Annotated in this window: 20 protein-coding genes and 1 other RNA gene; 3 read left to right on the forward strand and 18 right to left on the reverse strand. The window is 44.0% G+C overall.

Annotation, left to right across the window (positions count from 1 at the left end; all coding sequences use genetic code 11):
* Positions 1-632 precede the first annotated feature (632 nt).
* The 9 genes from LQ226_RS11130 to LQ226_RS11170 form a co-directional block, all read right to left on the reverse strand.
* Positions 633-1,532 (reverse strand): hypothetical protein, encoded by a 900-nt coding sequence (locus tag LQ226_RS11130; protein WP_231417983.1) that lies wholly within the window; start codon positions 1,530-1,532, stop codon positions 633-635.
* A gap of 18 nt (positions 1,533-1,550) precedes the next feature.
* The gene (locus LQ226_RS11135; protein WP_231417984.1) at positions 1,551-2,531 is read right to left on the reverse strand and encodes a sugar phosphate nucleotidyltransferase; all 981 of its coding nucleotides are present in this window, start codon (positions 2,529-2,531) and stop codon (positions 1,551-1,553) included.
* Between the two features lie 76 nt (positions 2,532-2,607).
* A complete protein-coding gene (locus LQ226_RS11140; RefSeq protein ID WP_231417985.1) occupies positions 2,608-2,775 on the reverse strand; it encodes a hypothetical protein in 168 nt (55 codons plus the stop codon).
* Between the two features lie 22 nt (positions 2,776-2,797).
* Positions 2,798-4,630: a glutamine--fructose-6-phosphate transaminase (isomerizing) gene (gene glmS, locus LQ226_RS11145; RefSeq protein ID WP_231417986.1), complete on the reverse strand. Its 1,833-nt coding sequence runs from the start codon at positions 4,628-4,630 to the stop codon at positions 2,798-2,800.
* A gap of 54 nt (positions 4,631-4,684) precedes the next feature.
* Positions 4,685-6,040: a nucleotide sugar dehydrogenase gene (locus LQ226_RS11150; RefSeq protein ID WP_231417987.1), complete on the reverse strand. Its 1,356-nt coding sequence runs from the start codon at positions 6,038-6,040 to the stop codon at positions 4,685-4,687.
* A 31-nt stretch (positions 6,041-6,071) separates the two neighbouring features.
* Positions 6,072-6,878, reverse strand: coding sequence for a response regulator transcription factor (locus LQ226_RS21160; RefSeq protein ID WP_231417988.1), 807 nt, complete (start codon positions 6,876-6,878; stop codon positions 6,072-6,074).
* 24 nt (positions 6,879-6,902) lie between these two features.
* Positions 6,903-8,321 (reverse strand): glycosyltransferase family 2 protein, encoded by a 1,419-nt coding sequence (locus LQ226_RS11160; protein ID WP_231417989.1) that lies wholly within the window; start codon positions 8,319-8,321, stop codon positions 6,903-6,905.
* Positions 8,322-8,341: 20 nt separating this feature from the next.
* On the reverse strand, positions 8,342-9,502 hold the full coding sequence (locus tag LQ226_RS11165) for a HEAT repeat domain-containing protein (RefSeq protein WP_231417990.1): 1,161 nt from the start codon (positions 9,500-9,502) through the stop codon (positions 8,342-8,344).
* 14 nt (positions 9,503-9,516) lie between these two features.
* The gene (locus LQ226_RS11170; protein WP_231417991.1) at positions 9,517-11,604 is read right to left on the reverse strand and encodes a hypothetical protein; all 2,088 of its coding nucleotides are present in this window, start codon (positions 11,602-11,604) and stop codon (positions 9,517-9,519) included.
* A 428-nt stretch (positions 11,605-12,032) separates the two neighbouring features.
* On the opposite strand from LQ226_RS11170, the gene LQ226_RS11175 reads away from it, so the two are divergent.
* Positions 12,033-13,730, forward strand: coding sequence for a hypothetical protein (locus LQ226_RS11175; RefSeq protein WP_231417992.1), 1,698 nt, complete (start codon positions 12,033-12,035; stop codon positions 13,728-13,730).
* A gap of 206 nt (positions 13,731-13,936) precedes the next feature.
* Here the strand turns inward: LQ226_RS11175 and LQ226_RS11180 are convergent, their stop codons facing one another.
* The 5 genes from LQ226_RS11180 to LQ226_RS11200 form a co-directional block, all read right to left on the reverse strand.
* The gene (locus LQ226_RS11180) at positions 13,937-14,626 is read right to left on the reverse strand and encodes a response regulator transcription factor (protein ID WP_231417993.1); all 690 of its coding nucleotides are present in this window, start codon (positions 14,624-14,626) and stop codon (positions 13,937-13,939) included.
* A gap of 66 nt (positions 14,627-14,692) precedes the next feature.
* Positions 14,693-16,996 carry a sensor histidine kinase gene (locus LQ226_RS21165; protein WP_231417994.1) on the reverse strand — a complete coding sequence of 768 codons (2,304 nt, stop codon included), beginning with the start codon at positions 16,994-16,996 and terminating at the stop codon, positions 14,693-14,695.
* A gap of 80 nt (positions 16,997-17,076) precedes the next feature.
* The gene (comX, locus tag LQ226_RS11190) at positions 17,077-17,244 is read right to left on the reverse strand and encodes a competence pheromone ComX (protein WP_231417995.1); all 168 of its coding nucleotides are present in this window, start codon (positions 17,242-17,244) and stop codon (positions 17,077-17,079) included.
* 67 nt (positions 17,245-17,311) lie between these two features.
* Positions 17,312-18,226: a polyprenyl synthetase family protein gene (locus LQ226_RS11195; protein WP_231417996.1), complete on the reverse strand. Its 915-nt coding sequence runs from the start codon at positions 18,224-18,226 to the stop codon at positions 17,312-17,314.
* Positions 18,227-19,179: 953 nt separating this feature from the next.
* Positions 19,180-20,718, reverse strand: a complete 1,539-nt coding sequence (locus tag LQ226_RS11200; RefSeq protein WP_231417997.1) for a BCCT family transporter — start codon at positions 20,716-20,718, stop codon at positions 19,180-19,182.
* Between the two features lie 265 nt (positions 20,719-20,983).
* Between LQ226_RS11200 and ssrS the strand changes: the two genes are divergently transcribed.
* A non-coding RNA gene (gene ssrS, locus LQ226_RS11205) (6S RNA) lies at positions 20,984-21,161 on the forward strand.
* A gap of 101 nt (positions 21,162-21,262) precedes the next feature.
* Here ssrS and LQ226_RS11210 read toward each other — a convergent pair.
* Positions 21,263-22,771, reverse strand: a complete 1,509-nt coding sequence (locus LQ226_RS11210; protein WP_231417998.1) for a M14 family zinc carboxypeptidase — start codon at positions 22,769-22,771, stop codon at positions 21,263-21,265.
* Between the two features lie 105 nt (positions 22,772-22,876).
* Complete coding sequence (gene trhO / locus LQ226_RS11215; RefSeq protein ID WP_231417999.1) at positions 22,877-23,845, reverse strand: oxygen-dependent tRNA uridine(34) hydroxylase TrhO; 969 nt, start codon at positions 23,843-23,845, stop codon at positions 22,877-22,879.
* Between the two features lie 314 nt (positions 23,846-24,159).
* On the opposite strand from trhO, the gene LQ226_RS11220 reads away from it, so the two are divergent.
* The gene (locus LQ226_RS11220; RefSeq protein WP_231418000.1) at positions 24,160-24,303 is read left to right on the forward strand and encodes a hypothetical protein; all 144 of its coding nucleotides are present in this window, start codon (positions 24,160-24,162) and stop codon (positions 24,301-24,303) included.
* A gap of 53 nt (positions 24,304-24,356) precedes the next feature.
* On the opposite strand, the gene LQ226_RS11225 is transcribed toward LQ226_RS11220, so the two are convergent.
* Both LQ226_RS11225 and LQ226_RS21170 read right to left on the reverse strand, forming a co-directional pair.
* Complete coding sequence (locus LQ226_RS11225) at positions 24,357-25,265, reverse strand: RluA family pseudouridine synthase (protein WP_231418001.1); 909 nt, start codon at positions 25,263-25,265, stop codon at positions 24,357-24,359.
* A gap of 69 nt (positions 25,266-25,334) precedes the next feature.
* Positions 25,335-26,318: a 3'-5' exoribonuclease YhaM family protein gene (locus LQ226_RS21170; RefSeq protein ID WP_231418002.1), complete on the reverse strand. Its 984-nt coding sequence runs from the start codon at positions 26,316-26,318 to the stop codon at positions 25,335-25,337.
* Positions 26,319-26,446 lie beyond the last annotated feature (128 nt).

Here is a 26,446-nt window from a genome sequence, read left to right on the forward strand (position 1 = left end):
GAAAAGCATCAACTAGCTGCATAACTAACAATTTCTAACAAATAGAAGTCCTAAATTTGGGGTTCACTTCAAGCATGGCCTCCGGGGTCTCGTCCGACCGTTTGCCCGCGGGAGTCTCGCAATTTCTGAGGACCACCTTTGCCTAATGGGAAGAAACGGAAATGCGCCTAATATGACTCACAGGGATGAGGTTGATTTCTTATGGAAATCGGTAACTCTTATTAAGCAAGGGAGTGTCTTGGGAACGGGGAGACTCCTGTGGGAGAAAGAGGTCGACGAGACCCCGGAGGGAACGAAGTGAGTGAAGAGGCTCGACAGCTCGCCCACGGAAAGCGAGTCGTTCCCCAGACACTCCCAGCACCACCAAACATCAGGGACGAGTCCTTGGGCTTGTTGGGGGACTGCGAGACTCCCGCGGGGTAAGGAGCCTAGGGGAGACCCCGGAAGACGGCTTGCCGTCTGAGGAGGCTCCCCTAGGCTCCCCGCAGGAAAGCGAGTAGTCCCCCAGCAAGCCCTAATCCACATATAGCAGCGGACGACACAAAAACGCCATCCACTAGAGTGGATGGCGTTTTTTTTGCATCTATAAATTAGGGGGAGATGCATTTTTCACAAAGTCTATCTATTTATCATTATTTCGCTTGGTCAACCCAATGCGAATAATCATGTATCGCTATGCCCTCGTAGCCATCATGGCGTTTGTAGGCATTTTGTAGAACATCTAGTTCTTCATTCATCGCACCTGGTGCGTCTCCATGAAACGTCGTGTAGCTTCCTTCTGACGTATCGATGATGTTGACACCAACGACGACGGTCTTTCCATTTTTACGTGCCTCGTTAACGATAGGTTCTGAGATGGATTGAATGCCGTTTGGCCCCTCTGCTTTATTGCGGTAAGCCATCAGCGTTAAGGAATCATAATGTTCCATCATCCAGTCACTCAACGTTTGATCCTTATAAGGCACTTTTTCTTTGTGAATCCAAAAAGGAAAATCACCGCTTACGGCGAGGTTTGCCTTTTCTTTCACCTGGCGAATAAAATGAACGCTATTCATCATCCACTGATTCTTCACATTGTCACTGTCTTCCTTCCACTCTGATAGAAGGTAAGGCTCAATATCCAAGTGAACACCCTTGAAGGCTTCATCTTCCCCAACCATGTTGTTGTAATCATGGACAATGGAAGCAAAACGATCGAGGCTGTCACGGTTTTTTAGAAGCGCCCAGTTCGGGTCTCCTCCTAGCGCATATACATCGATATCCGCTTTCGTTGCTTCTTTAATAAAGGATCGATAAGGACCTGGTTTGAAGGTTTCGAAATCAATATGAAGATAGACCCGGTTGACACCTTCTTCTTCCAAGAAGGAAACAGGCTGACTCGGATCTCCTTCAATCTTAGACAGATCCCAAATCCAGGTTGCTTTGGTCTTTGGATGACTTTCACTCATGACGGCCACTCCTATTACAATAATCACACCAAGAAGAATTGCCGGGATTTTGTATTGTTTTGCGATCCTTTTCATCTTTCTCACAATGGTCTGACCCACCCTTTATGAGTGAATCGGTATCTTACAAATGTCATTGGTCATTGAGAAGTTCTGCACCCGTGTTTTGTCCCGGGCTTCGAAGTCTTTAAGATCAACATCTGGACCAATGACGCAGTAAGAACCAATCACCGTCTTTCCTCTTAAATGAGCTCGAGGTTCTATCAGTGTATCTTGTCCAATCGTGACGTCTTTCTCGACGTAACTTGTGGACGGATCGACGAAGGAAACACCGTTTTTCATATGGCCTTCAATGATTCGGTCCTGCATAATCTTCTCTGCTTTAGCCAGTTGGATGCGATCATTGACGCCAAGTCCTTCAGCTACATCTTCCGTGGAGTTAGCTGAAATGGTGTAACCTTGTTCTTTTAATATTTCTATGACATCAGGCAGATAGTATTCGCTTTGATTGTTATTTGTTCCAACTTGGTCTAAGGATTCGAATAACAACTTGTTATCAAAGCAGAAGATGCCTGTATTGACTTCACCAATAGCTTGTTCTTCTGGTGTGGCATCTTTTTGTTCTACAATTCGTTCTACGTTTCCGTCTTCATTCCGAACAATGCGTCCGTACCCTGTTGGATCTTCAGGCAACATCGTTAAGATCGTAGCTGCCGCTTTCGTTTCACGGTGGTGATCGAGTAGGTTCTGAATGGTCTGACTTGTAATAAGCGGCGTATCGCCTGTCACAATGACCGTAGTCCCTTCCTGATCCGCCAGCTTCTCAGCACTCATCCCAACAGCATGAGCCGTTCCTAGCTGCTCCTTCTGGTGAGCATAGGTGACAGAGTCCCCAAGTTGCTCTTCTATCATTTCGTGTTTGTGCCCCACTACGGTAACGATTTCGTTCATAGAGAGGTCTTTCAGTAGATCTGTAATATGTTCAACCATCGGCTTTCCACAAACCGGATGAAGGACTTTCGGAAGATCTGACTTCATTCTCGTTCCTTTACCAGCTGCTAACACAACCGCATATGTACGTTCCATCAACTTCACTCCCTTTGTTCCTAATCCTTTATTAGAGTAAAGCGTGTCAGACACGCTTTACTTCGTTAAAGGAATTTTATTCATTGCCTGCTCCACTGAAGTGAGGACGCAGGTCGTTAATGAGTGTGGTTAAGATCTGGCCATCTTCTGAGATGGTTTGATCATTAATCTTTTCCTGCAGATTAAGCATAATCGTTTTAAGGTTTGATTCATCGAGCGTTGTTTGGTGGCGTTCCTTTTGCAAGAGGGAACCCTCCTTCTTCGATTTATTCTACCGTTACACTCTTTGCCAGGTTACGAGGTTTGTCCACATCGTTGCCAAGTGCAAGAGATGTATAATAGGAAATCAGCTGCAATGGTACAACCGATAGTAGTGGTGTAAATAGAGAATACGTTTCAGGGATAAAGCATGTTTCGTCTACGTATTGTGTTACCTTTACATTCCCACTCATTGTGATTCCTAAAACATTTGCTCCTCGGGCACTTACTTCTTTAATGTTTCCAAGCATCTTGTCGTAAAGGTTCTCTTGAGTGAGCAAGGAAATGATTGGTGTGCCTTCTTCAATTAACGCAAGCGTACCGTGTTTTAATTCTCCCGCTGCATAAGCCTCAGAGTGGATATAAGAAATCTCTTTTAACTTGAGAGACCCTTCAAGCGCAACGGCGGTATCGATTCCACGTCCCAAGAAGAACACGCTCTTCGCGTCTTTAATGGATTCGCCGTAATTTTTGATATCGTCATTATGGAACAGAATCTCTTCCATTTGCTCTGGAATGTGCTGAAGAGCTTTCATGTACTGGGCGTTCTGTTCAGGTGTAATCTGCTTTTTCTTCTGAGCTAAATAGATGCCTAATAGATAGAAAGATAATACCTGTGTCGTGTACGCTTTTGTTGAAGCAACGGCAATCTCAGGACCTGCAAGGGTTAAGATGACGTCATCTGCTTCTCTTGAAATGGAGCTTCCTACAACATTCGTAATGGACAACGTTTTTGCGCCCAGTTCTTTACTTTGACGTAATGCAGCAAGCGTATCTGCTGTTTCACCAGACTGACTCACAGCAATGACAAGCGTATTCTCTGTGACGATTGGATTACGGTAACGGAATTCTGACGCAACCTCAACGTCTACTGGTGTGCGTGTTAATTCTTCAATAACCGATTTACCTAGTAATCCAGCGTGGTAAGCTGTTCCACATGCGACGATGTGCACTTTATCCCACTTCGCTACCTGTTCTTCGCTCCATGCAAGCTCAGGGAAATCTACTTCGTTTGTTTCTTTATCAATACGACCAGCCATTGTTTTCTCAAGGGCTTTAGGCTGTTCAAAGATTTCTTTAAGCATGAAATGATCGAATCCGTTCTTCTCTGCTTGTTCCATATCCCAATCAACGCGGAATAAATCACGAGAGATCGGGTTGCCTGTTGTTACGTCCATAAGAGAAATGTTCTCTTCTGTTAATACAGCCATTTCACCGTCTTCTAGAATGTACACATCACGCGTATGCTCTAAAACAGCTGGAATGTCAGAGCTGATGAAGTTCTCTCCGTCTCCAGAGCCAATAATAAGCGGGCTCGCTTGACGAACGGCATAAAGCTTACCTGGTGCATGTTCAGAAACGATTCCTAGCGCATAGGCACCATCTAACTTTTCGATGACTTTCTGAATCGTTGTAATCATATCGCCGTCGTATAGTTTAGAAAGGAGCTGAGCAATGACTTCTGAATCTGTTTCAGATGTAAATGTTGCGCCCTCTGCCACAAGCTCTTGCTTAAGCTCAATGTAGTTCTCGATAATGCCGTTATGAACGACTGCGAATTCTGTGTTGTCATCTGTGTGTGGGTGAGAGTTTTGGTCAGAAGGACGACCATGTGTCGCCCAACGTGTATGACCAATTCCGATAGAGCCCTGTAACGGTGCATTCTCTAAACGAGATGCCAGATTATCAAGGCGCCCTTCTGCTTTTGTTACCTGAACTGATTCTCCGTCATGGATCGCCACCCCGACAGAGTCATAGCCGCGGTACTCTAATTTCTTCAGTCCGTTCGTTAAGATCTCTTGTGTTTGTTGTTGTCCAATATACCCCATGATTCCGCACATATTATTCATCTCCCTTTGTGTTGTTGTAATGGTTCCTACTCTGTTACGTGCTACTTATAGTGCAATAGAATGGTCTTTAGAATGAACTTTAGAAGATGTTCCAAGCTTGTGAATGTGATCGCGATCGTACTCTTCAAATGCGTTACGAGTATCGACAATCGGTACGCCTAAGTCAGCAAGCTCTTGATAATCAAAGTCAGAGTGATTCGTTACAAGCACCATGCAATCGTATTTCTTCAATTGCTCTCTGTTATATGGAACAGATCTTACAATTTCACCGTCATCATCAATGAAGCTGTGAGCATGTGGATCGCAGTACTCGATATTAGCCCCGTTCTCTTTGTAAAGCTCATAAAGGTAAAGACCTGGAGATTCACGAAGGTCACTGATATTTGGCTTGTATGCCATTCCTAGAATTAAGATGTTTGAGCTATTAATAGAACGACCGTATACGTTTAGTACTTGAGACGTCTTAGACACGACCACGTCAGGCATGTTGCTATTGATCGATTGAGCTAGATCAATGAACTTGCTGTAGAAACGGAATCCTTTTGCTTTCCAAGAAAGGTACATCGGATCAAGCGGGATGCAGTGACCGCCAATTCCTGGTCCTGGCTGGAACTTCATGAAGCCGAATGGTTTCGTTGCCGCTGCATCGATGACTTCCCATACATCGATATCCATTCGTTCACACATCATCGCAATTTCATTCACGAAAGCAATATTGACGCTTCGGAACGTATTTTCAAGAAGCTTAGACATCTCAGCTACGCGTGGAGATGAAACAGGCACAACATTCCCTACGTAGTTCTTGTAAAGGCTCGCACCTAGTTCACTACATTTCGGTGTAACCCCACCAATTACTTTCGGCATGTTCTTCGTGTTAAATTTATCGTTACCTGGGTCTACTCGTTCAGGAGAATAGCAAAGGAAGAAGTCGTCTCCTGCTTGATAGCCAAGTTTGTTTAACTCACTAAGAATAAGCTCTTCTGTTGTTCCTGGGTACGTTGTACTTTCAAGCGTGATCAATGTGCCCTTCTTCATATACATCTTCACCTGGTCAATAACGCTTGTGATATAAGATGTATCCGGATCCTGGTTTTCACTTAGTGGCGTCGGTACACAAATGCTGATCGCATCTAGTTCATTGACTAGGCTATAGTCTGTTGAAGGACGGAAACGGCCTGATTCCATTGCCTCTGTTAGTTCTTCATCTGTGATGTCCCCGATATAGGAATCACCAGCTTTTAAGGCGTTGATTTTGTTCGGATCAAGATCGATTCCCGTTACGTTGAAACCGGATTTCACCATTTCAACTGCAAGCGGAAGTCCAACATACCCCATGCCTACAACACCAATGTTCGCTTTTTTCGCTTCGATTTTCTGAGCTAAATGATTTGCATATTTCATGAATAAATCCCCCTATAAAATAATGATTCGATTAGGAATGCACCGGTTGTAACAGCTTGACCATCCGTTGTTCGATTTCCATTAAAGAAAATGGCTTCGTAACGTAGTCCGATACACCGTATTCAAACGTTCGCTTTACGTCTTCTTCTAACTGTTTATTCGTAAGCACCATGATCGGCGCAGCCTTGATGGATTCTAAATGCTTTATATGGTGAATAAACTGATACCCACCAAGCGCTGACAGGTTGATCTCTGTAATAACCAAATTCGGATGATGCAACTCATACTGGGCTACGCCTTCTTTCCCGTCTGTTGCGGTATGGACGGTGTAGCCTTTATGAGTAAAATACGAGGTCACAAGCTCTAATACTTTCTGATCACTATCGACGATCAGGATCGAATCGTTCTTCTTTTCGTTTCCTTTTTTAAAGACGCGGATCTCACCCTTTTCTCCGCCACTTTCTATGATTTCAGTGATCATATCAAAAAGCATCTGCTCGGCGTATGGGCTGCTCTCCGGGAAACTCCCCACTAGTATGGGGCCCGTTAAGAAGCCATTGTCCTCTAAGAATTCTTTTACATATAAGGAATAAAAGTGAGAATACCCAATCGTACGGTTGTCTAACAGAATTCCGACTAACCCTTCTTCCTGGTCATGGCTGAACTGAACGCCAACTTCTGGCTCCATTCTTTCCATGTGCGCTTTCACTCTCTCGAGTTGTTTCGCATCCAGATCTGCGCGGGCAATAATCATTCCACAAGCTAAGTTACTTTCCTGATAATACTGAAGAAAATGATGAAACGTCTGTATGATTCGTGACCCTACATGCTGTTCCACAGCTGATTACCCCCTTTTAATCGATTAGGCTGATTTCTTATCTTCGTTGAAGCTGGTTCGTACCATCGTTCCCCAAGACGTTTTCTTGCGGAAGAAATCGATGTGACCAAGGAATCTCCACAGAATACCGAGTTGACGATAACCAAAGAACATCAATACGGTATAGATCAGCATTTTGAAGAAATCTCGTATTCTCGGATAACGCTGGAAGGCGATCTCTTCAAGAAGCATCGATCCTAGTCCAAGCAGCGTTCCGTATAGAATGTTAATTAAGCTAAAGGTCAGGAGGATCTTCCAACCGGACATGTCCATTAGCGCATAACCAATAAGAGCAAGGAGTCCTGTAATTCGGAAATAAGGACTTAATGTTTCAAAAATAATGTTATAAGGAATGGTCAACCAACCCATGATCTTGTATTTCGGTCGCATAAACATGAAGCGTCCTTCTTCGATCATGTTCTTCAAGTTTCCACGTCCCCAACGCTTACGCTGACTTCCAAGGATCTTGAAGGTGTCAGGCGCCTGCGTCCAGCAAACAGCGTCCGGACAAAAGGCCACTTTATAAGGTAAATTGTTCTCAAGCATATGGCGATGAAGCTTAATAATAATGTTCATGTCTTCACCTGGATAACCGCCGCGGTATCCTCCAACTTCGACAACGTAGTCTTTACGGAAGACCCCGAAGGCACCAGATACAATAATCAGACCATTTACAGAACTCCAGCCGATACGTCCGCCTAAGAAGGCTTTCATATATTCAACTAGCTGCCACATTGGGAGAAGCTTTTTCGGTAGTTTTACATTTTTGACAACGCCGTTTTCGATTTTGCATCCGTTGGCAATGCGTACATTTCCGCCAATTGCTACATATTCTTCTGGCTTTTCCATGTACATGCGTGCAATGCGAATCAGGGCATCCTCTTCTAATAAAGAGTCAGCATCAATGGATGAAATCAGTGGATAGCTAGATAAGTTAATCCCTGCATTTAAGGAGTCGGCTTTACCGCCGTTTTCCTTATCCACAACGTAAAGGTTCGGATAATCCGGGTTGTAGTAAAGGCCTCTTACTTTGGCCGTCTTAATGACATCTTTCATCGATGTTGGTTTGTAATATTGAAGTTCAAATTCTTTAATCATTACTCCTACTGTGTCGTCGCTTGATCCATCGTTGACGACGATTACTTCATGTTTCGGATAATGAAGAGCCAGGAGGGATCGCACGTTTTCAATAATCGTTAATTCTTCGTTAAACGCTGGTACGAGTATCGAAATAGGTGGTACGTTGTTTGATCCAGATAGTGATTTGTATTTCGAGAATGTCGTGCTTTTTAGGATTTTAGAGATTTCTTTAAATGAGAATAAGATAATCCCGAAGTAGATCGTGTTGATGGTTAGGACATAATACATTGCGAAAATGCCGTAACCGAGTAATATTTCTCTCATGCCTCTCCCCTTTCTACCAATTACATGGCGTCAATAAGCTGTTGGTCTTTGCCGAAGTACGTTTCATAGATCGATAGCTTTTGGTTATAATCTGCAATTTTACGATTTGTCGCATAGCCAGCAGCACTTTCTTTCAGGTGTTCATGCACAGCTTCAAAAGCGACTGTTCCGTTTGATAAGTTACTAACAGCAAGCTTACAAAGGGTACGGAAACCAGATTCGCCAAGCTGAGACAAGCTCTTCGCACTCGTTCTTGCGACTTGTTGATTCTTATCTTGAACACCCAGTTCAAGAACTTCCTGATACTGACGCATACCTGCTTGCCCGATCCATTCGCCTGTATATAAACGGACTTCTTCATCTTTAAATTTCATGAATTGTTCCATCTCTTTTTGACTACATTGACCAGAAGCGACCATCAATTTCGCTGTATTCGTGCGAATATCAAAGTCTTTCGAGTCAAGGTGAGGACGAAGAATGGAATGGATTTCAGAATCTGGTTGATGCCTTAATCCGAACAATCCTACCTTCGTTAACTCTGGATTGGATTCTTTGAGTAATGAAATGAATGCTCCACTAAGATCAAGATCAGACTCTTGTGCAATGTCGACAATGAGCTGATAATTATTCTCTTGATCCTTTGCTAGATAATGAATCATGTCATTGATCTGCCCTGTTGATGTTGCCGTTTGAGCAATCGAACGAGCTACAATGAACCTGGTTGAGTCTTTCTTATTCTTATAAAGCATTTTGCAAAGGGATGGCACCGCCTCTTTCGCGCGCATAGCCCCTAGGTTGTAAGCCGCTTCAAGACGAACATAGTGACGTCCGCTCTTAAGGCGTTTCATATTGAATTCTTTAAGACCAAGATCGTTACAAAGCTGAATCAGCTTGTCGCGCTGGTTACCAGATAGGCGCTCTAATCGCTCCACTAATTCACGCTGGAAAACCTTTTTCTCAAATGTCGTTAATTCCGATTTCGGCACCTCTAAAGGTTCCTTCGCATCTAACTGCTGTGTGAGGTAAGTGAAATAACTCTGATAACGTTGCATCACTTTTTGCGTTTTCTTATGAAGTTGCTTCTTTCTGACTTTAATACCGATAATGATTGATGACATGATGGCCATAAGTCCAGCAAGTACATAAATGACATAGAAAGCGGCATCTAAACTGAAAAACATACACGTTCCTCCTGTTATTTTGATAGTGCTTCTTTCATTTGATAGAAACTGTTTTTCTTTCGTTCTGCATATTGAACCTGATTCCATTTCTCAAAGCTATAGTCAAACGCTGAAACGGATTGCTCTGTTTCCCCTGATAAAGCAGGTAAGAATTGAATCGATTCTATTGATTCTGTCTTCATGGTCGTAGCTTCTTCCTCTTCAGGATAGCTTATGACCTTTCGTTGACTCGGATCTGCAAAGCCTAGGAGCGCCCACGGAATTTTCATTTCAATGACGTTTCCCTTAGCTTCCCAAAAGATTTGCGGATCGTACGTTTTACTTGAAAACGCTCCTGCATCGCCTCTTTTCAGTCCACCTACTTCCACATCCTCAAACGGGTGAGCATGCCTCGTGTTCGGTGGTTCAAATTGGAGGCTTACGGGTAATTTCCATGGCACGAACGCCTGATTTTCTTTCGGCTGTTCAGCCTCTTCCTCTTTATAAAGTCTGTGATGAGGATCATATTCCGATGAAAGAACAACCTCTCCCTTGTCCCCGTTTAAGGTCACAAGCGCCTCAAGGGGTTTCTTGTATGGAGGTTGGCTCGTTCCGCCTGGCAGTGTGTTCACGCCTAGCTGGAATGTTTCTCCCTCTAAATCAGAATCTTCCGATAAATGAGCATTGATGTAGACAAAGCCTTCATCGTGGGTGAAGGTAATATCCTTCACTCCGTTTTCCCTAACGGTGTATGACTTGAGGTCATCTAAGCTGTCCCATTCTTCAATCTCACCGTCAATCCGGATATCATCTTCTTTATCTGGGTACATGCCAATGACTCCGTAAGAGGTTTCGCTTGATAAATAGTTGAACCAATAAGCGCGCCTCCCGTCTTCCACATAAGGCATGGTGTTCCATGTTTTCTTAAACCACTCATCCTGCCATGTGAATAGCGCGGATCCGGCGTAGCCTTCTTCCTGAATGAGTTTGTATAGTTCAGCGTTCATCTCGCCTTGTTCAACTTCAGTGTGGCCTCCCTGATTTCGGCCATATTGACCTAAGTGAGCGACACCGAGTGAAGATGGCAATCCGAACTCTGTAATCATAATCGGCATGTCTCTGTGATAGGCTTTCAGTTCCTTCAGGTACCCTTTGTACGCGTCAGGTTCGCCCTTTTTGTTTAAGACATCCTTATAAGCCTCCCCTAACCGTAAGAAATCCGGATAATAAGGATAAGCGTGGAAGGAAGCAAAATATCCTCCGTTCCAATCCCGCTCTTTTATATGGGTAGCATCAACGCTTACCTTGTCTTCCATAATGAGCGGTTCTTCAGAGTGCTTGAGGGGATCAGTTGTGACCCAATTGGTGAACGTCATCGGATGTTCCCACCCGTGTGTTCTTTCTTGTTGAGCCGTGTAATCAAGCAGTTCAGCAAGCCAGGATTCAAATGGATTGGCTTGTTCTGTTGCTTGAAACCTTTCTCCTTCAAAAGGATCTTCCCCAGCATGCAACTTGTTCGTTTGTTGAACCATTTTCGGATCCCATTCGGTTCCAAGATGCCAAGCGACTAAATAAGGCGCAGCATTTGATTCATAGGTTCCACTGGCTTTCCCAGCCTCTTCTTTAATGGTCGTCTCCCCATAAACCGCTCCGACCGCTCTCTTTATTTCATCTTTGAAAGCCTCCGTCACTTCAGGGGACAGCGCGTCCTCTGTCTCTCTTAGCTGCTTAACCGGTGACCAAATACCTTGAATGAAGTAAAGAGGATCATCCGGATGCTTCTGGTTGAATTCAACCAACGCTTCATAAAAGACCGGCTCGTGAATCGTGTAGATCCTTACCGTGTTGACTCCCATATCTTTCATACTTCTAAACCACCGTTGATACGTTTCAAGGTCAAGAGGGAGTGAGCCAGGATAATAGCCTGGAAGAGTAGCGCCCAGGTTCACCCCTTTAATCATCAGGGGAGACCAGGATTCATTTTGATAGATTTCGATGGATTGTTGTTGGGTACGAAATTTCAGCTTTGTGCCGTCTTCTAGTGTTTTGCTCTCGACGTGTTGGGACGTTGAAAGCACTGTATAGCTGATCGCTAGTACAACTGCTAAAAGAATGACACCCACCCCTGTTCTTTTACCTGAGATGACTCTTGCCTCCCTCCTGAATTAGAAGTGTAGTCACATTTTCTCGTTTTTCATTGATCTTTGATTTGTTCTTGAAAATTATCTGACAAACATTTAACTTGAAGTTGCTAACTCGCCTTAGCACGTTAATAACGTAACACGGTTCGACAACTCTATCTTCGAAAAACCCGTTTCGGAACCACGAATTTCGATTGCGGTGCCCTCCTAATTCGGACTTCGGATCTCGAATATGCGGAAACCGAAAAAGGGGCCAAACCCTCGCCACACCGGGTTTCCACTATGGATGCGTGGTTCAATTAAGGTTCCGAAATGCGGGGGCCTGAGAAGCAAGAGAACGATTCCAACACTAAAACGCTTACATGTTTTGTCGCCGTTTTACGACATCATTTTCGGGATGGAGGAACACAATGAGAAAGTCTTTGTATGTCGTTTTGCTAACAGGGGTTGTCTTCTTTTTAATGGGGTTCAAACACGCCCCGGACAACGATCACGTCATGTATGTCGAGAAGGAACAACTTAAACAAGAATCAGATCAGGTTCTTAAAGCAGCGAAAGATCAGCAAGTGACGCTCCTCTATGTGGAGCTTGATCAAAATCAGTCTGACTCCTTTTATCAATCTTTCATCACGAGAGCACAATCAGAAGGAATAGCCGTTTATGCCTGGGGCGGGTCACCTTCATGGGGACTAACGACTCATCAGGATGAAGGAATTGCCTTCGTAAAATGGGTAAAGTCTTATAACGATCGCTCTGAAGATAGCGCTCATTTCCGAGGGCTAAATGTGGATATCAAAGCCTATCACCTGCCTCTTTGGAACGAAGACCAAGAAGAGGTTCTGAAGGGGTGGAAAGAAAATGTTCAGACGCTAACAGCCAGAGCGCAGGAAGCTGGGCTTACCGTCACAGAAACGATCCCTTTCTGGCTTGATACCCTCGAAACGCCAGGAACAGACGGTACACCCTTCCACGAGTGGTTAATGAATCAATATGATCAAACAACGATCTTAGCCTTCCGGGAAACCCTTGAAGGAGACAATGGCATTATGTCTTTGATTGAAACAGAACTAGAAACCGCAGACCGCACAGGGAACAAACTCTTAATCGGGGTAACGATGGAAGATACGGGGCTTGATTATGTAACTTTCGCTGAGGAAGGCGTTCCTGATATGAATATGCACTTAGGGGTACTTGAAGAGCATGCCGGGGAGCATCCGAGTTACGCTGGCACAGCTTTTCAAAGTTATCAATATGTGAAAGACCAGCTGAATCTCGATGCAGAACAGCAGACAGAATCAGAGGTTAAGCATGAGAAGACGCGCGGAACGTATATATGGGAAGCCGAACGATTAATCAACGAAGGAGACAACATCTTAGCTTTCGCCAAAGAGAAAAACCTCAACTTTCTATATGTTCGGCTCGATTTACGACAACCTTACTCCTCTTATAGTCCTTTCGTTAAGAAGGCACACGAGGCAGGGATCGAGGTTCACGCAATGGGCGGTCATCCCACGTGGGCTGAGGAGAGCGAGCGGTACCGAATTCAGAATTTAATTGATTATGTTAAAGGATACAATCAATCTGTCGAGGACGGAGCCATGTTCCAAGGGATCCATTTGGATATCGAACCTTATGTGTTACAAAGCTGGGACGACAATAAGACAGAGCTGATGAGACAATGGGTCGGGAACCTGGAGTATTTCGCTTCAGAGACAAGAAAGAATTCAAATCTTGAAGCGAGTATGGATCTTGCCATGTGGCTTGATGAAGACCCGGCACCAGGGAAAGGAATGCCGTTTAATCGCTGGGTGATTCAAACGATGGATCATACATCCGTCATGGCCTTCCGTGACTTCACTGAAGGACGAGGAGGCATTCTCTTCATGGCAGAAGAAGAACTCGACCACGCCAAGGATTTAGGGAAAGACATCCTTCTATCCGTTGAAATGAAAGAAAACCCTTACGTCAATCACATTTCCTTCCATGAAGAAGGAGCCTCCTTCATGGAACAAGAGCTCAAACAACTAAACACAGAGCTATCCGACCACCCAACCTACAAAGGTACCATGGTCCACTCCTACCGATACTGGATCAACGCCAAACCATAAGCACGAGAAGGCGCTGTGGCGCTTTAGCGTACTGACGCGTGTCTGGCACGCTGTGGTGCTTTACCGCACAGACGCGTGTCTGACACGTTGCGGTGCTTTACCGCATAGACGCGTGTCTGGCACGCTGCTTTGCTTTACCGCATAAAAGAGGGACAGGCCCGAAATGGCGCGAGCATGACTCGTGCAATGTGGCCTGTCCCTCTTGTTTATTCGATGAGATCTTCGTCTGATATGATGCCGAGCTGCTTTGATTTCAGGACGGCTTCTGCTCTTGATTTCACTTGAAGCTTCTTGAATATTTCGGTGAGATTGTACTCGATGGTTCGCTGACTTTTATAATAGATACTGGCAATTTCTCGGTTACTTTTGCCTCTGGCGACTTCAATCAGAATCTTTTGTTCCTTCGAGTTAATCGATACATCTTCCTGAATCTCCTCTTCTGGTTGCTCTTCCTGTTCTTCTTTCACCACTTGCTGCTCCACCTGGACTTCCATACGGCGGAGCTGTTTGAACAATCCAATTGGGAGAATAACTTTCCCTTTTAAAACCGAGCGAATTGAAAGAATGAGCTGATCCCGGGGTTCGGTTTTATTAATAAATCCAGAAGCCCCCGCCTCAATAAGCGTATTGAAATAAGGACCAATGTCATAACCGGTATAAATTAAGATCGGTGCTTCTTTCCCAAGAGCACGTACTTCTTTGACGAGTTCAATACCGTTCATGCCTCGCATCCTAAGATCAAATAACATCACATCAAATTCCTGTTCCTCCACAAGGGGAAGCGCTTTTCCTGCCGCATCCACAATGGTTACCTTCATATCTTCTTCTTTCTCAATCATGACTTTCGTTCCTTCCCCAACAGAAGGATGGTCATCTACTAGTAAAATATGAATCATGTTTCCAGCTCCCAACAAGTTAAACTAAAATGTGTACACTTCTTCTATTTCATAACCTATTACGATTTACTTCATAAAGAGAGCCAACGATAGCTCTAATCCACCTTCTTCAGAGGATAGAAACTCCACGTGTCCCTCTAAACTTTTGACACGCTGCTTGATTCCTGCAAGTCCCATCCCTTTTGATAGGTCTTGGGTTTGTTGATCTGGCAATCCGACGCCATCATCTTTATAATTCAGCACAATCATGCCCTGACTACTCTTTAACTCAAACTCTACACAACTAGCACCAGAGTGCTTCGTTGCGTTATTCAATAGTTCCTGAACAACCCGGTAAATCGCGAGCGAATGCTCATGATCGAGTGTTGCTTTAAACGTTTCAGCATCGAAATCAACCTGGTAATCAGACCTCATCCGGTAATAATCCATAAGCTGATTCAACGCTTCTACAATCCCTGTTTCCCGTAAGAACGGAGGGCGCAGGAACGTACACGTCTCCCGGATTTGCTGAACAACGCCAAGCAAGCCCTCCTTGACCTCAAACAACTCCTCTTCAAAATGATCAGGCATCTTCTCATCCTCTACCATCGCTTCGATCTTCCGGTACCAGACGAGTTGCTCCTGAAGGGCTTCATCATGAAGATCAGACGCAAGGCGCGCCCGTTCTTTCTCCGATAAATTAAATAGTAAACGAGAAAGCCAGAGTGGCGCGTCCGTGTTTTGATACATCGACCGCTTCAGTTCCTCTGTTACTCCTTCAATAAGCTGGAAGTTCTCATACACAATACTCGTATAGTGAGCAAGCGTCTGAAGCCAAGCCCGCTCATCCTCATTAAATGGTGTATGGTTCACTTTCTGATCCACCCATAACAAGTGAAGCGCATCATTGCTCTCACTTACAAGAAAACACATGCCCTGATAAATCTTCACGTAATCCCCCGGAGCCTTCATACGGATACGCTTATCCACATTCTCCCTGAGGGCTATGACGGAGATATTCTCATCCCCCTTAATTTCTTTCACATCCCACGTATCTTTGCGGTACTCCACAAGAGAAACACGCTCAACAGGCAAGACCGACTTCACTTCCTCAAGCAGCCGATCATCGAGTTCGTCTCTGTTTAGTAACTTCGACAGATCCTTCGAGAAGCGATCAAGGCTGACCTGGTAATTGAACTTCTCTCCGAATAGCTTCGGACGGATGTGTAATTTATCTTCTAGGTAAAACAATAGTCCGAATAAAACATAGAGCAAAATTGCAAGTCGAATCCACTGAACAATCGTAAATGACGTCGCGATCACTAAAATTCCGAGAACCATCACAGTAAATACGAGAGACAAGAAGGAATAGTAACGGATGCGACTATTAATAAAGTCAATATCAAATAATCGATTCGATAAGATCAGATATAAGAAAAATAACGGTAAAAATAACAAGAAAACCGATGTAATAGAAGCCGGTATAATATCAATCCCTATAATCCCACTCGGCATAGCCGTTAACAGAATAAAAGGCAAAAACGATATCACTAGACCGAAAATCATATTTTGAAAGACAGCTTTATGCGTGGTCTTGCGGTAACTAATATATCGACTCACTAAGACATATAAACATAGAAAAATTCCAAACGAAAACCCAAACAATTGAAGCTGCCTCACAAAAGAATACAAGTCACCTAACGGGACGAAGATGGTATATGTATCAATCATGACAATCAAGATCGTCAAGGTATATAGGGAAATAAGCATCCTTCGACTGACCAGCTTAATCGAATACCGCCTAAAATAATTGCTTAGAAAATGGAGAAAAATCGCTGGCACGAGTAACAGCGACAATCCATTAATAAAGCGGGCAAAATCATCCGTCCTGGCAGATGCTCCGGCGCTAATATAACCGTACCCAACAACGAGTAGAAACGCTGAGAACATGACAGCCGCGGGGTCATCCCTTTTTTTCATATAGATAAATGCACTAAACGTAAAAAGAACAATAAATACAAGAGCCGGTATAACCGTATGATAGAGCAACGTACTCGATAGGATCTTTTCTTCCGCAAAGTACGTTTCATTGTCACCTACTTGATGTTTAACTGTAATATAATCAAAGCTATCAATGACACCAAATTTTCGAATCGACCGGTGTGCCCCAGGAGGCAGACCATTGAGGAATTGTATTTCGTCCCCTTTTTCAATCCCTTCCTCACTTGCCCAACCAATAGGATCCACGTTAGTTACTACCCACTGATCACCCTCTTTTTTTACATTAAGCCCCACATAAGGCTCTGTAATGGTTACATAGGACAGATAAAACGCAATGGCCAAAATCGCTGCCCCTACTAATATATTGGAGCGTTTCTGCTGATGTTGCACGGCTAAAGACCCACCTTTTTAACGAGAAAAAATAGCCAGATCAGCTCTGGCTATTCCATCTACAAAATCGATTATGAAGATTACTTCCAAAATGACATTTTCATCACTTCGCCTGTGTTTTCACTAAACACATCCGCTAGAGCCAGTTCCTCTGTCTTTGTAAGTCCGTCAAACTGAACCTGTCCTTCTTTCCACTGCTGTAAAAGACTCTGGTTCCCCATTAATTTTTCCACTACAGATTGTAACATCACACATTCCTCCTATAATTCCGCTATAGTTTATTAGAACTCATGAAGCCTTCCTCATGAGGTATACCTAAATTCTTTCCATAAACGCAACGAGCCGGGCTTTCACCGCTTCGTCCCCATCTACTTTTTTCACCCCGTCAATCGCACTTAACTGCCAGACACGCTTCTTGACCCTTGAATAGGTGAGTGCCGTAGATTGAGAGACAAATTGGAAGGTTTCCTGTTTCCTCTTAAGGAATTCATCCTGCCCGATCGCTCCTTCATAATACTGACGAAGCCGATCTGAAAAAGGCCCCTCTTCTTCCAGTAACTTTAGGACAGGCAGCGTTCTCTTCTTATGCAAAATATCGTTCGTCTGGTCAAGACGAAGCGCATCTTCTAGATCATTGGCAAGCTGCGCCGTACATCCAAACTCTACTCCGTAACCCTTAACCCTGGAGTCATACTCTCCTTTAGCCAGAATGGTACCGAGCTGACACGCTAGTGCCATCAGCGATCCCGATTTTCTCTCCACCATCTGAATGTAAGCCTCTTCCGACTGAAGGTCACCTAAGAGATCATGGTGTTGTCCTGTCACAGCACCGATTCCGAATTGAGATAGTTGCGCAACCGCTTGTCCCGTCGAATCAACCTCTCCCACCATCTTAACAGCTGCAAGTATTAGGCCTGTCGATCCGTTCATCGAAAGAGCTTGTTGCTCCATCCAGTCACGCTCTGATCCGTCCTGATCCTCAAGATCATCTAGTATATCCAGACCGAGGATAAACGCTTCCATTCCAGCGGCTCCTTGAAGAACAACGGATCGATCCTTCCCGCCAAAGAGAAGATAATGAAGATACACCATTTTTGCAAAAGAGAATCCTTCTTGTTGTTTAGACTGGACAAACGTATGTAGTAGCTCCATAAAAGAGTCATCTTTACTCTCTTTTTGAAGTGCTTCAAGCATCCGCTCTCCAATCTCCTCATCCCTTAATTCGTCCATTTCAATCGTTTCCTTTCATTAAAAAAGGAACTCATTGATCCTAATTTCATATTCTTAAAATTCAAAAATAGAGTACCACATCTGTCGAACGGTTGAATAGGTATTAAAGTAACAGGACATCCCCTCAGGGCAAATGTTCCTAGTCTATTGTAAAGAAGCTGTTCCAACCGTGTTTCCCAACTATAGAAGCTTTATTGAACTAGAATAAGGTAACGCTTACATTACAATTGTGTTTCGAAAAAAAGTACTATTTTACGAGTTCATTCGATTTAGTTTGTCGAAAGTTTTTTGTGATGAAAAAGTCTTATCTTTTGTGAAAGAGCTTTGAGGGAGTGTTTCCGTTAGCTTTCATTCGGGGGAAGGTGGTTCGGGAAATCACTCGCTTTCCGCGGCGAGCTGGGAAGCCTCCTCGTTCGCGTGCGCTCTCTGCGGGGTCTCCCCTAGTTTAAAGGTGCAGGCATGGTGCTCAGGGCCATACGGATAAGACAGCTTTTTGGAAAAGGCGGTTAGCCTTTGTAAAAAAGATGACTTATCACGCTAGGTCCTCCATGCCAGAACTGGATAGGCTACTTACCCCGTGGGAGTCTCACCATTCCCGATCAAGCCCTGGCGTAAAGAGGGTATACGGACCAGCCTATTATAGAATAGGAAATCCCATTCCTCTATAAATGGAGCGTTTCCGTTCATCATAATTTGGATAGGGCTGGCCTGGAAACTGCGAGACTCCCGTGGGCAGAAGAGCCTAGGTGAGACCCCGGAGGCCGGCAGAGCCGGCTGAGGAGGCTCACCCGCTCCCCACAGGAAAGCGAGTGGTTTCCAGGCCAGCCTTACACTCAACTAAAGCTAACGGAAACACTCGCTTTCTCTTCGAGCAGATCGCAGTCCCCCTCCTCTAAATTTTAACTCACCCTATTAATAAGAAAGAACCCAGGTGAGGTCACCTGGGTTCTGGTTTATGAAGAGCGGATGTTATAGGAATAGGCTTTGTCTTCGTCGATCATTTTTTTGGCTGCGTAAATCAAGATAAACTGAATGATAATGACAGGGAGTCCCATTAAGCCGGAAACGACTTCGAGTGGGGCAAGACCGCCGATTCGCATAAGAACGAGTGCTAGAATCGTGATGACTGCTGCGATGATGATGCGTAAGTTTTTCGGTGGTTCATATTTACTCATATCCCGTGTGCTCGTGTAAGCAGCGACGGTGTACGTTGTCGAGTCGAGCGTCGTGGTTAAGAAGACGAGCGCTACCACCATGAAGATCGCGATGGCTACTTCTCCGAATGGAAGGGTTGATAGAATCTCTGGAATGGCAGCCATTCGTTCTTCTTCTTTTACAAGATTCAGAACTTCCATGTTTTCTTTTAAGTAGCGGTGAACACCAAGGCCTCCAAGTACGCCGGTAGCGATCCACGAAATAAGCGTCGGTGCTAATAAGTAGGTTAAGATCATCTCTTTTATCGTTCGACCCTTCGAGATCTTAGCAGCAAAAACGCTATGGAGCATGGCCCAGGTGGCACTGTAAGCAAACCAGAAGACTGTATTACTCTGGATGTGTGAGGCCTCTCCCTGGTGAACCGAATCGGTGTTTAAAGATATATTAAGATAATTAGAGAGTAAGAATGACAGGCTATCAGAAAAGTAGTTAAGGATAAAGACACCAGGGCCTGCCACAATGATAAAGATCGCAAAAATTCCTGCTAAATACATATTGAATGTGCTTAAACGTTTGATCCCTTTTTCAATACCTAAGTAGGCACTAAGTGAAAATAAGAACACCCATACAATTGTAACGATAATGGTTAATCCAAAGGTCACATTTATATCAAATAATGCCGATAGGTTGTAAGTGATAATCGGTGCGCCAAGGCCTAGTGTCACGGACGCACCAGCAAGGATACTTATTAAGAAAAGGGCATCAAGCACCTTTCCACCAAACCCATCCGTAAACCGGTCCCCAAACAGAACGCGGCACGCTTCAGAGATTCGCATTAGCGGGCGTTTTTTTACATGCAATATGTACCCCATCGCAGGAGCAATCATGACGAAGATCGCAAAGACCTGAAATCCCCACAAGAACATGCTATACGCATTTCCCCAAAGGATCGCTTGAGCGGAACCAGCCTCTACACCTGCTGGCGGGTCGTTCGCTACAGAGGTCCACTGCAGCATCCCCGTTCGCATAATTGTGGAGCCAACTCCCATCGCAATAAGAATCGAAGCATACTCAAATAATGTAAACCTCGGTTTCTCTTTCGGGTCCCCTAATACGACCTGTCCATATTTCGAAAACGAAAAGTAAAGGCCTGCTACAACTAAAAGAATCCCATACCAAAGATACCCCCAGCTAAACATGTCCACAATAAAGGAAAAGATTCCATTAAGCATGCTTAGAGACTCCTGTTCATATAGCGCGAACGGAATACTGATCGCAATAATGACCAGTAACGAAGGAACAAAAATACTATAATCAATTAACTTTCTCCGGTTCATATTTACCCTCCTATGTAAACGTATTCCTAACCCTTCTACCCCGAATCCATTCACATTAAAAGGAAAATTTAATTATTTTTATATAATTATTTTCTAACGTGTTAAACAGCCTTCTTTGCACTACTGTACTGAAGCGTGTCTGACACCCTTCGATTCTTCACTGCGCTAAAGCTGCTTAATAAATTATAAGCAACCCCCTTGAAATCTAATCCGTTCCGGTGTAATATAGAGAATACAAATTGATCCCCTCGTTCAAACGAGGGAGCCGGCCCTGCCATGTACGTCATTTCAGTATGTCTCAAACCGATGCATTAACTCAGGGATCTTTACATTTCATACTTGCCAACAAGCCCATTAAGTTGGGACGTTGAATGGTATGATGCGAGAACCCACCTGCCTACGCGGGTTTTGAGGCAACAGAAAGACGGCAGAGCGGGACGGCTACATAATCTCGATATTATAACCTCTTCCCTTTTGGGAAGAGGTTTTTCTGTATCCTCTCACACAAAAACGCCGTGCGGTTCATACCAGCACGGCGTTCTGTCTATTGAATCGTAAACGTCATCTCAACAGGCTTCTCCATCTTTTTCCCATAGATGGAGGCAAGATCTTTGATATACATCGTATAGGTTTGTCCTCTTTCATAACTTCCAGGCAAAGGAGAAATCGTAATCTTCTCCCCTGCGACTTCAACTGAATCTACACTCACAGTGCTCCCATATTCCCCTTGGATATACACGTTGTCCCTGTTTACACTGTCAGGATCAATTTTTGTATTGAGCGTAATCGTCCACGATTTATCGGTGTTTACGCTTTTTTTCTCAGGGATTTCTTCAAAATGATTCAGAGAATCAAATACTTCCTCTAGCTCTCTATCTTTAATCGAGCACGTTTCACATTGCTGATACCAGCTGTATAGTTCAACCGTCTGTTCCTGCGTTAACTCGAAATCCTCTTTCACACGAAGCGCTTTTTTATACAAATCATCGCCTTTTCCTGGGGGACGAATCGCAGCTTCTAAAGCCTTATCTCCCCATACAACCGGCTGTTCACCTACGGATTCACCTGAAGATAAAGCAATCGATTCCTCCGCCATCGCTAAACCGGCTCCTTTATTCCGTCTCCACGTTTCAGGGAATGTCACAGGATTCACATGTTTCTCTCCTGCGAAAAGGGCCAACTCAGGCGTTAAGCTCGGTCGGTTAAAGACCTCATTGATCCAATCCGTATATCCGGCACCTGAATAGGTCGGAACCATCCGATATCCGCTAAGATAAGCGTACGTTTCTGCGATAGAACGATCACGGGCCAAGTCAACTTGTTCTACGTTAAAATTCCAATATAAAATTCTTCCGGACGTATGATAAGCAAGAGAAAGATCAGGTTCTAACAAGTATGTAATGTCACGCATCACTTTTGCTTCTGGAGCCTGGAAGGGATATTTTCCTTTATAATTCTTCCAGCTAGGACTTGTCGCTTTTACCTCTGCCCAACCTGAAGGATATTGTCTGTTCAGGTCGATCCCCTGAGCATTGGCTTTCCATCTATCAAAGTTTGAACTGCCATTGTTCATCGAAATTAAAGAGCTATGGATTTCTTTTGGGAAAGCGTTAAGCCCCTTTTGCTGTAGGGTCACCCCGTCTGGATTCACCATCGGAATAAACCAAAGGGTCGTCTCTTCTAAAAGGTCTTTGACGTTATAGCCAGACATCCTGCTGTTGGTATAAGCCGCATTCCCATATTCTTCGATCATCTTCATATTTAAGATGGTCGTTAACCACTCTCTCGCATGGTGAGAACCGTTATAAAACGTATCCGCATCTCCATTTCCTAAGCGGACAAGAATCAAATCTCTCCCATATGCGGATTGGCCGATCGTGTACAATTCGATCAAATCCCCATATGCCTCGTCTAGTTCCTGTAAATCCTTTTTCATAGATTCATAGGTATACGTGCTGTTCGTATCGACGATCGCCGCCTCCACCACTTGAGTGGTTCCAATCGCCCCTAGAAAAATAATTGCTACCATAACTTTCTTGATAAAATGCTGCATAACTGCCTCCTTTTTTATACTCTACTCCTATTATATAGGAGATTGTGTCGAAAAGGGGCATAAAAAAAGCTATCATACAAAATGTATGATAGCTCCACATATCCATTACGATGCTTGTGTTTTCCCTTCACCTAAAGCCTGAAGGCGTTCGTTCCACTGCTCTTCTGTTAAGCCTTGCTCGACTACATAGCGGTTACGGTGGTGCGAACGGCACTCAGGGCTACAGCCACGAACATATTTATGCTCATTTTCTTCTGACGTAATAATTTGTTTATTACACTCAGGGTTCGCACAATTTACATAGCGTTCACATGGTTCACCGTCAAAATAATCTTTTCCGACGATGTTGTGTTCAACCTGGTTGATTGGAACACTGATGCGCTCATCGAATACGTACATTTGACCGTCCCAAAGCTGGCCTTGTACTTCAGGGTCTTTTCCGTACGTTGCAATACCACCGTGAAGTTGTCCTACATTGTCGAAGCCTTCACGCTTCAACCAACCAGAGAACTTCTCACAGCGAATACCGCCCGTGCAGTACGTTAGGATTTGCTTACCTTCAAGCATTTCTTTGTTCTCGCGCACCCAGTCCGGAAGCTCACGGAACGTTTCGATATCCGGGCGAACCGCATTACGGAAGTGCCCTAAGTCGTACTCGTAATCGTTACGAGCGTCGATTACGATTGTATTTTCTTCTTGCATACGTTTATAGAATTCTTTCGGCTCCAAATACTCGCCGGTTAAATCATGTGGGTTAATGTCATCTTCTAAACGAAGGGTAACAAGTTCAGGACGCGCGCGGCAGTGCATCTTCTTGAATGCATGGCCATCAGCTGCATCGATCTTAAATGTCGTTCCTTCAAATAATGGATGATTCTTCATATCTTCCATATACTTTTCCGTTTGTTCGATCGTACCAGAAACTGTACCGTTAATGCCTTCACCAGCAATCAAGATACGCCCTTTTAAGCCAAGCTCTTTACAATACTCTAAGTGCTCGCTCGCTACTTGTTCCGGATCATCAATCTGAACATATTTGTAATACAGCAATACTTGATAATTTTGTTTTTCCATCTTAATTCCACCTCTATTTATATTTGCAGGATATAAAATTAGGCTACAATGAAACCAATCATATAATCACTACTACAACACTATATTTTATACACCCTCCCCCCTAAAAGTCAATCTCCATTTTATTGGAATCCCCTTTAGTGAAGTGAAGCGTGTCTGACACCCTTCTTTGCGTTAAAGGAGAGAAGCGTGTCTGACACGCGTTTGCTCTTTAATGCACTAAACCGGGTTGGAGATTGAGGTTTGACAGAGGTTGGTGAGGGGGAACTGATTAGGAACAAATAATTTGATAAATAAAAGGAGTTGTTGATCAAATGGGACTGTTATCGAAGGCATATAAAGCTACTCGTTTAAAGAACGATGCGAGCGCCGTGAAGCAAGGACGTGGAGGTCAACGGTTGAAACATCGCGCAGCTGAGAAAGGGGTTCGCAAAGTCATAAAACGTGTCTTCAAATAAACATAAACAAAAAGCAGGAAGCGAGTTCCATAGTGAACTCGCTTCCTGCTTTTTTATTTCTGCAAAGCTTTCTGAAAAGCTTGCGGGATTTTCGTTTCAAATTTCAATACTTTTCCTGATGTCGGGTGTTCAAACACGATCGCTTTCGCATGTAAACCAAGGCGTCCGATCGGATTCTTTGAAGCTCCGTACTTCTTGTCTCCAACAATCGGATGACCGAGGTCCTGCATATGAACACGAATCTGATTCTTGCGCCCTGTTTCAAGCTCAAGCTCCATTAAAGATAAATACTTATTGCCCTTTAACTTCTTATAATGGGTAACCGCATGTTTCCCGTCGTCTTTACGTTGACTTGAATACATCCGGAACGTTTTCGTTTCCTTCAACCAGGACTCAATCTTGCCCTCAGGCTTTTTCACATATCCTTCTACTAAAGCCACATAGGTACGCTCCTTGACCATCTCTTTCCAATGATCCTGAAGCTTCATTTTGGCTTTTTCGTTCTTGGCGTATAGCATTACGCCTGAGGTGTCACGGTCGAGGCGATGCACGATAAAGACACGATTCTTTAGCTGCTGACGCTTCACGTGCTCCGTTAGCTGCTTATAAGCCGTTGCTTCCTTTTCCTTATCAGAAGCCATTGACAATAAACCAGAATCCTTATCAATCACAATAATGTCATCATCTTCATGCAAAATCTTTAGTCCGTTAAACGTAACCTTAGAAGGGGCAGGTGTCTTCAATACTTTCACCGTTTGTCCCTTCTTCACAACCGCATTGTGCTTGGTGACCGGTTCATCATCCACAACCACCTGGCCGCGAGTCATGAACGATTTTATTGAATTTCGGCTCTTATTCTTTATCGAATCCATTAAAAACGGAAATAATTCAGTCGTTTCCTGAACATCAAACGTAAAGAGAGGTCCTTTTTTCTTTCTTGGTGTTGGTGCTTTTTTAGCCACAGTATTCCTCCTCCATGTATCCTAGTAAGCGTACCACGTCCAAAGAGGAGGCGCTACACCAACATCAGATTAATCAGATTGAGATGTACGGTAATACATCCCCATTGGATAAATGCGTTTCGCTTCGTTTTCCTGTAAATTCTCATCCTGAAGCCCGTATGTGATCATATTAATACGACTATCCATCATATCCACCTGGTGAACGACTTCTGCTTCTAAGATCTTACTCTCAACGGGACTACCATACTCAAGTTTCCCGTGATGGGCGTTAATGACGTGCATGAGTTCATACACTTCATCCGCTTCCTTACGTGTCCATGGCATTTCCTCTTTCAGAACTTGTACTTTTCGGTCAATGAACATATTGATAATCGTAATATGTCCCAGGAAATTACCGACCTTCGAATAGTCTGGCGCGAAATAATTCGTGTACTCGACCACTTTCCCCATATCATGAAGCGCAATCCCAGCCATCACAAGATCTTTCTTGACCTCTTTATACTGGTTTGAAATATGATCTCCAAGACGAAGCATTGAAACCGTATGATACAACAGTCCACCTGTGAAACAGTGGTGGTTCGATTTCGCAGCCGGATAGGTAATGAATTTGTCCTGATGCTCATCATAAAGACGCTGACAGATCTCCTTCAGCACCGGGCTCTCAATGTTTGCAATATAATTCTCGTACTCCTGTTTCAAGCTCTCAATCGGTTCCGGTGCCGATTCCAGATAGTCCTCAACCTGAACCACACCATCCTCCGGAAAAGCAAACTCATCAATTGTTAACTGAAGCTGTTCACGGTATTCACTCAGTTTCCCTTTAATGTGAAGAACATTTCCATTCTCGAAAACCTTCTTAAGCTGCGCAAGATCATGGTTGTTAAATTTATTTTCCCAAAGTTTTGTTGAAATACTTTTCTCTTGTTTCGAAAGCGTAATATTAAAAAAAGGAACGCCGCCCTTTGTCGTTGCTTCCTGAGCTGATTTGACCAGGGCATATCCGTCAAAATAGAGTCCTGATTCCGTTAATTCTTTAAAGTCTGTAATTGCCACGTCGCTCTCCTCCTCTAGTTCCTGTCACAATTCGATGTGAACCCATTATATCAGGATACAAGAACGACGAATAGAACCGAATCTCAAACAACCAGCTTTTGTTTAGACTGGAATGTTATGGGTATAGA

It is taken from the genome of Pontibacillus sp. HN14 (assembly GCF_021129245.1).
Taxonomy (GTDB): domain Bacteria; phylum Bacillota; class Bacilli; order Bacillales; family BH030062; genus Pontibacillus.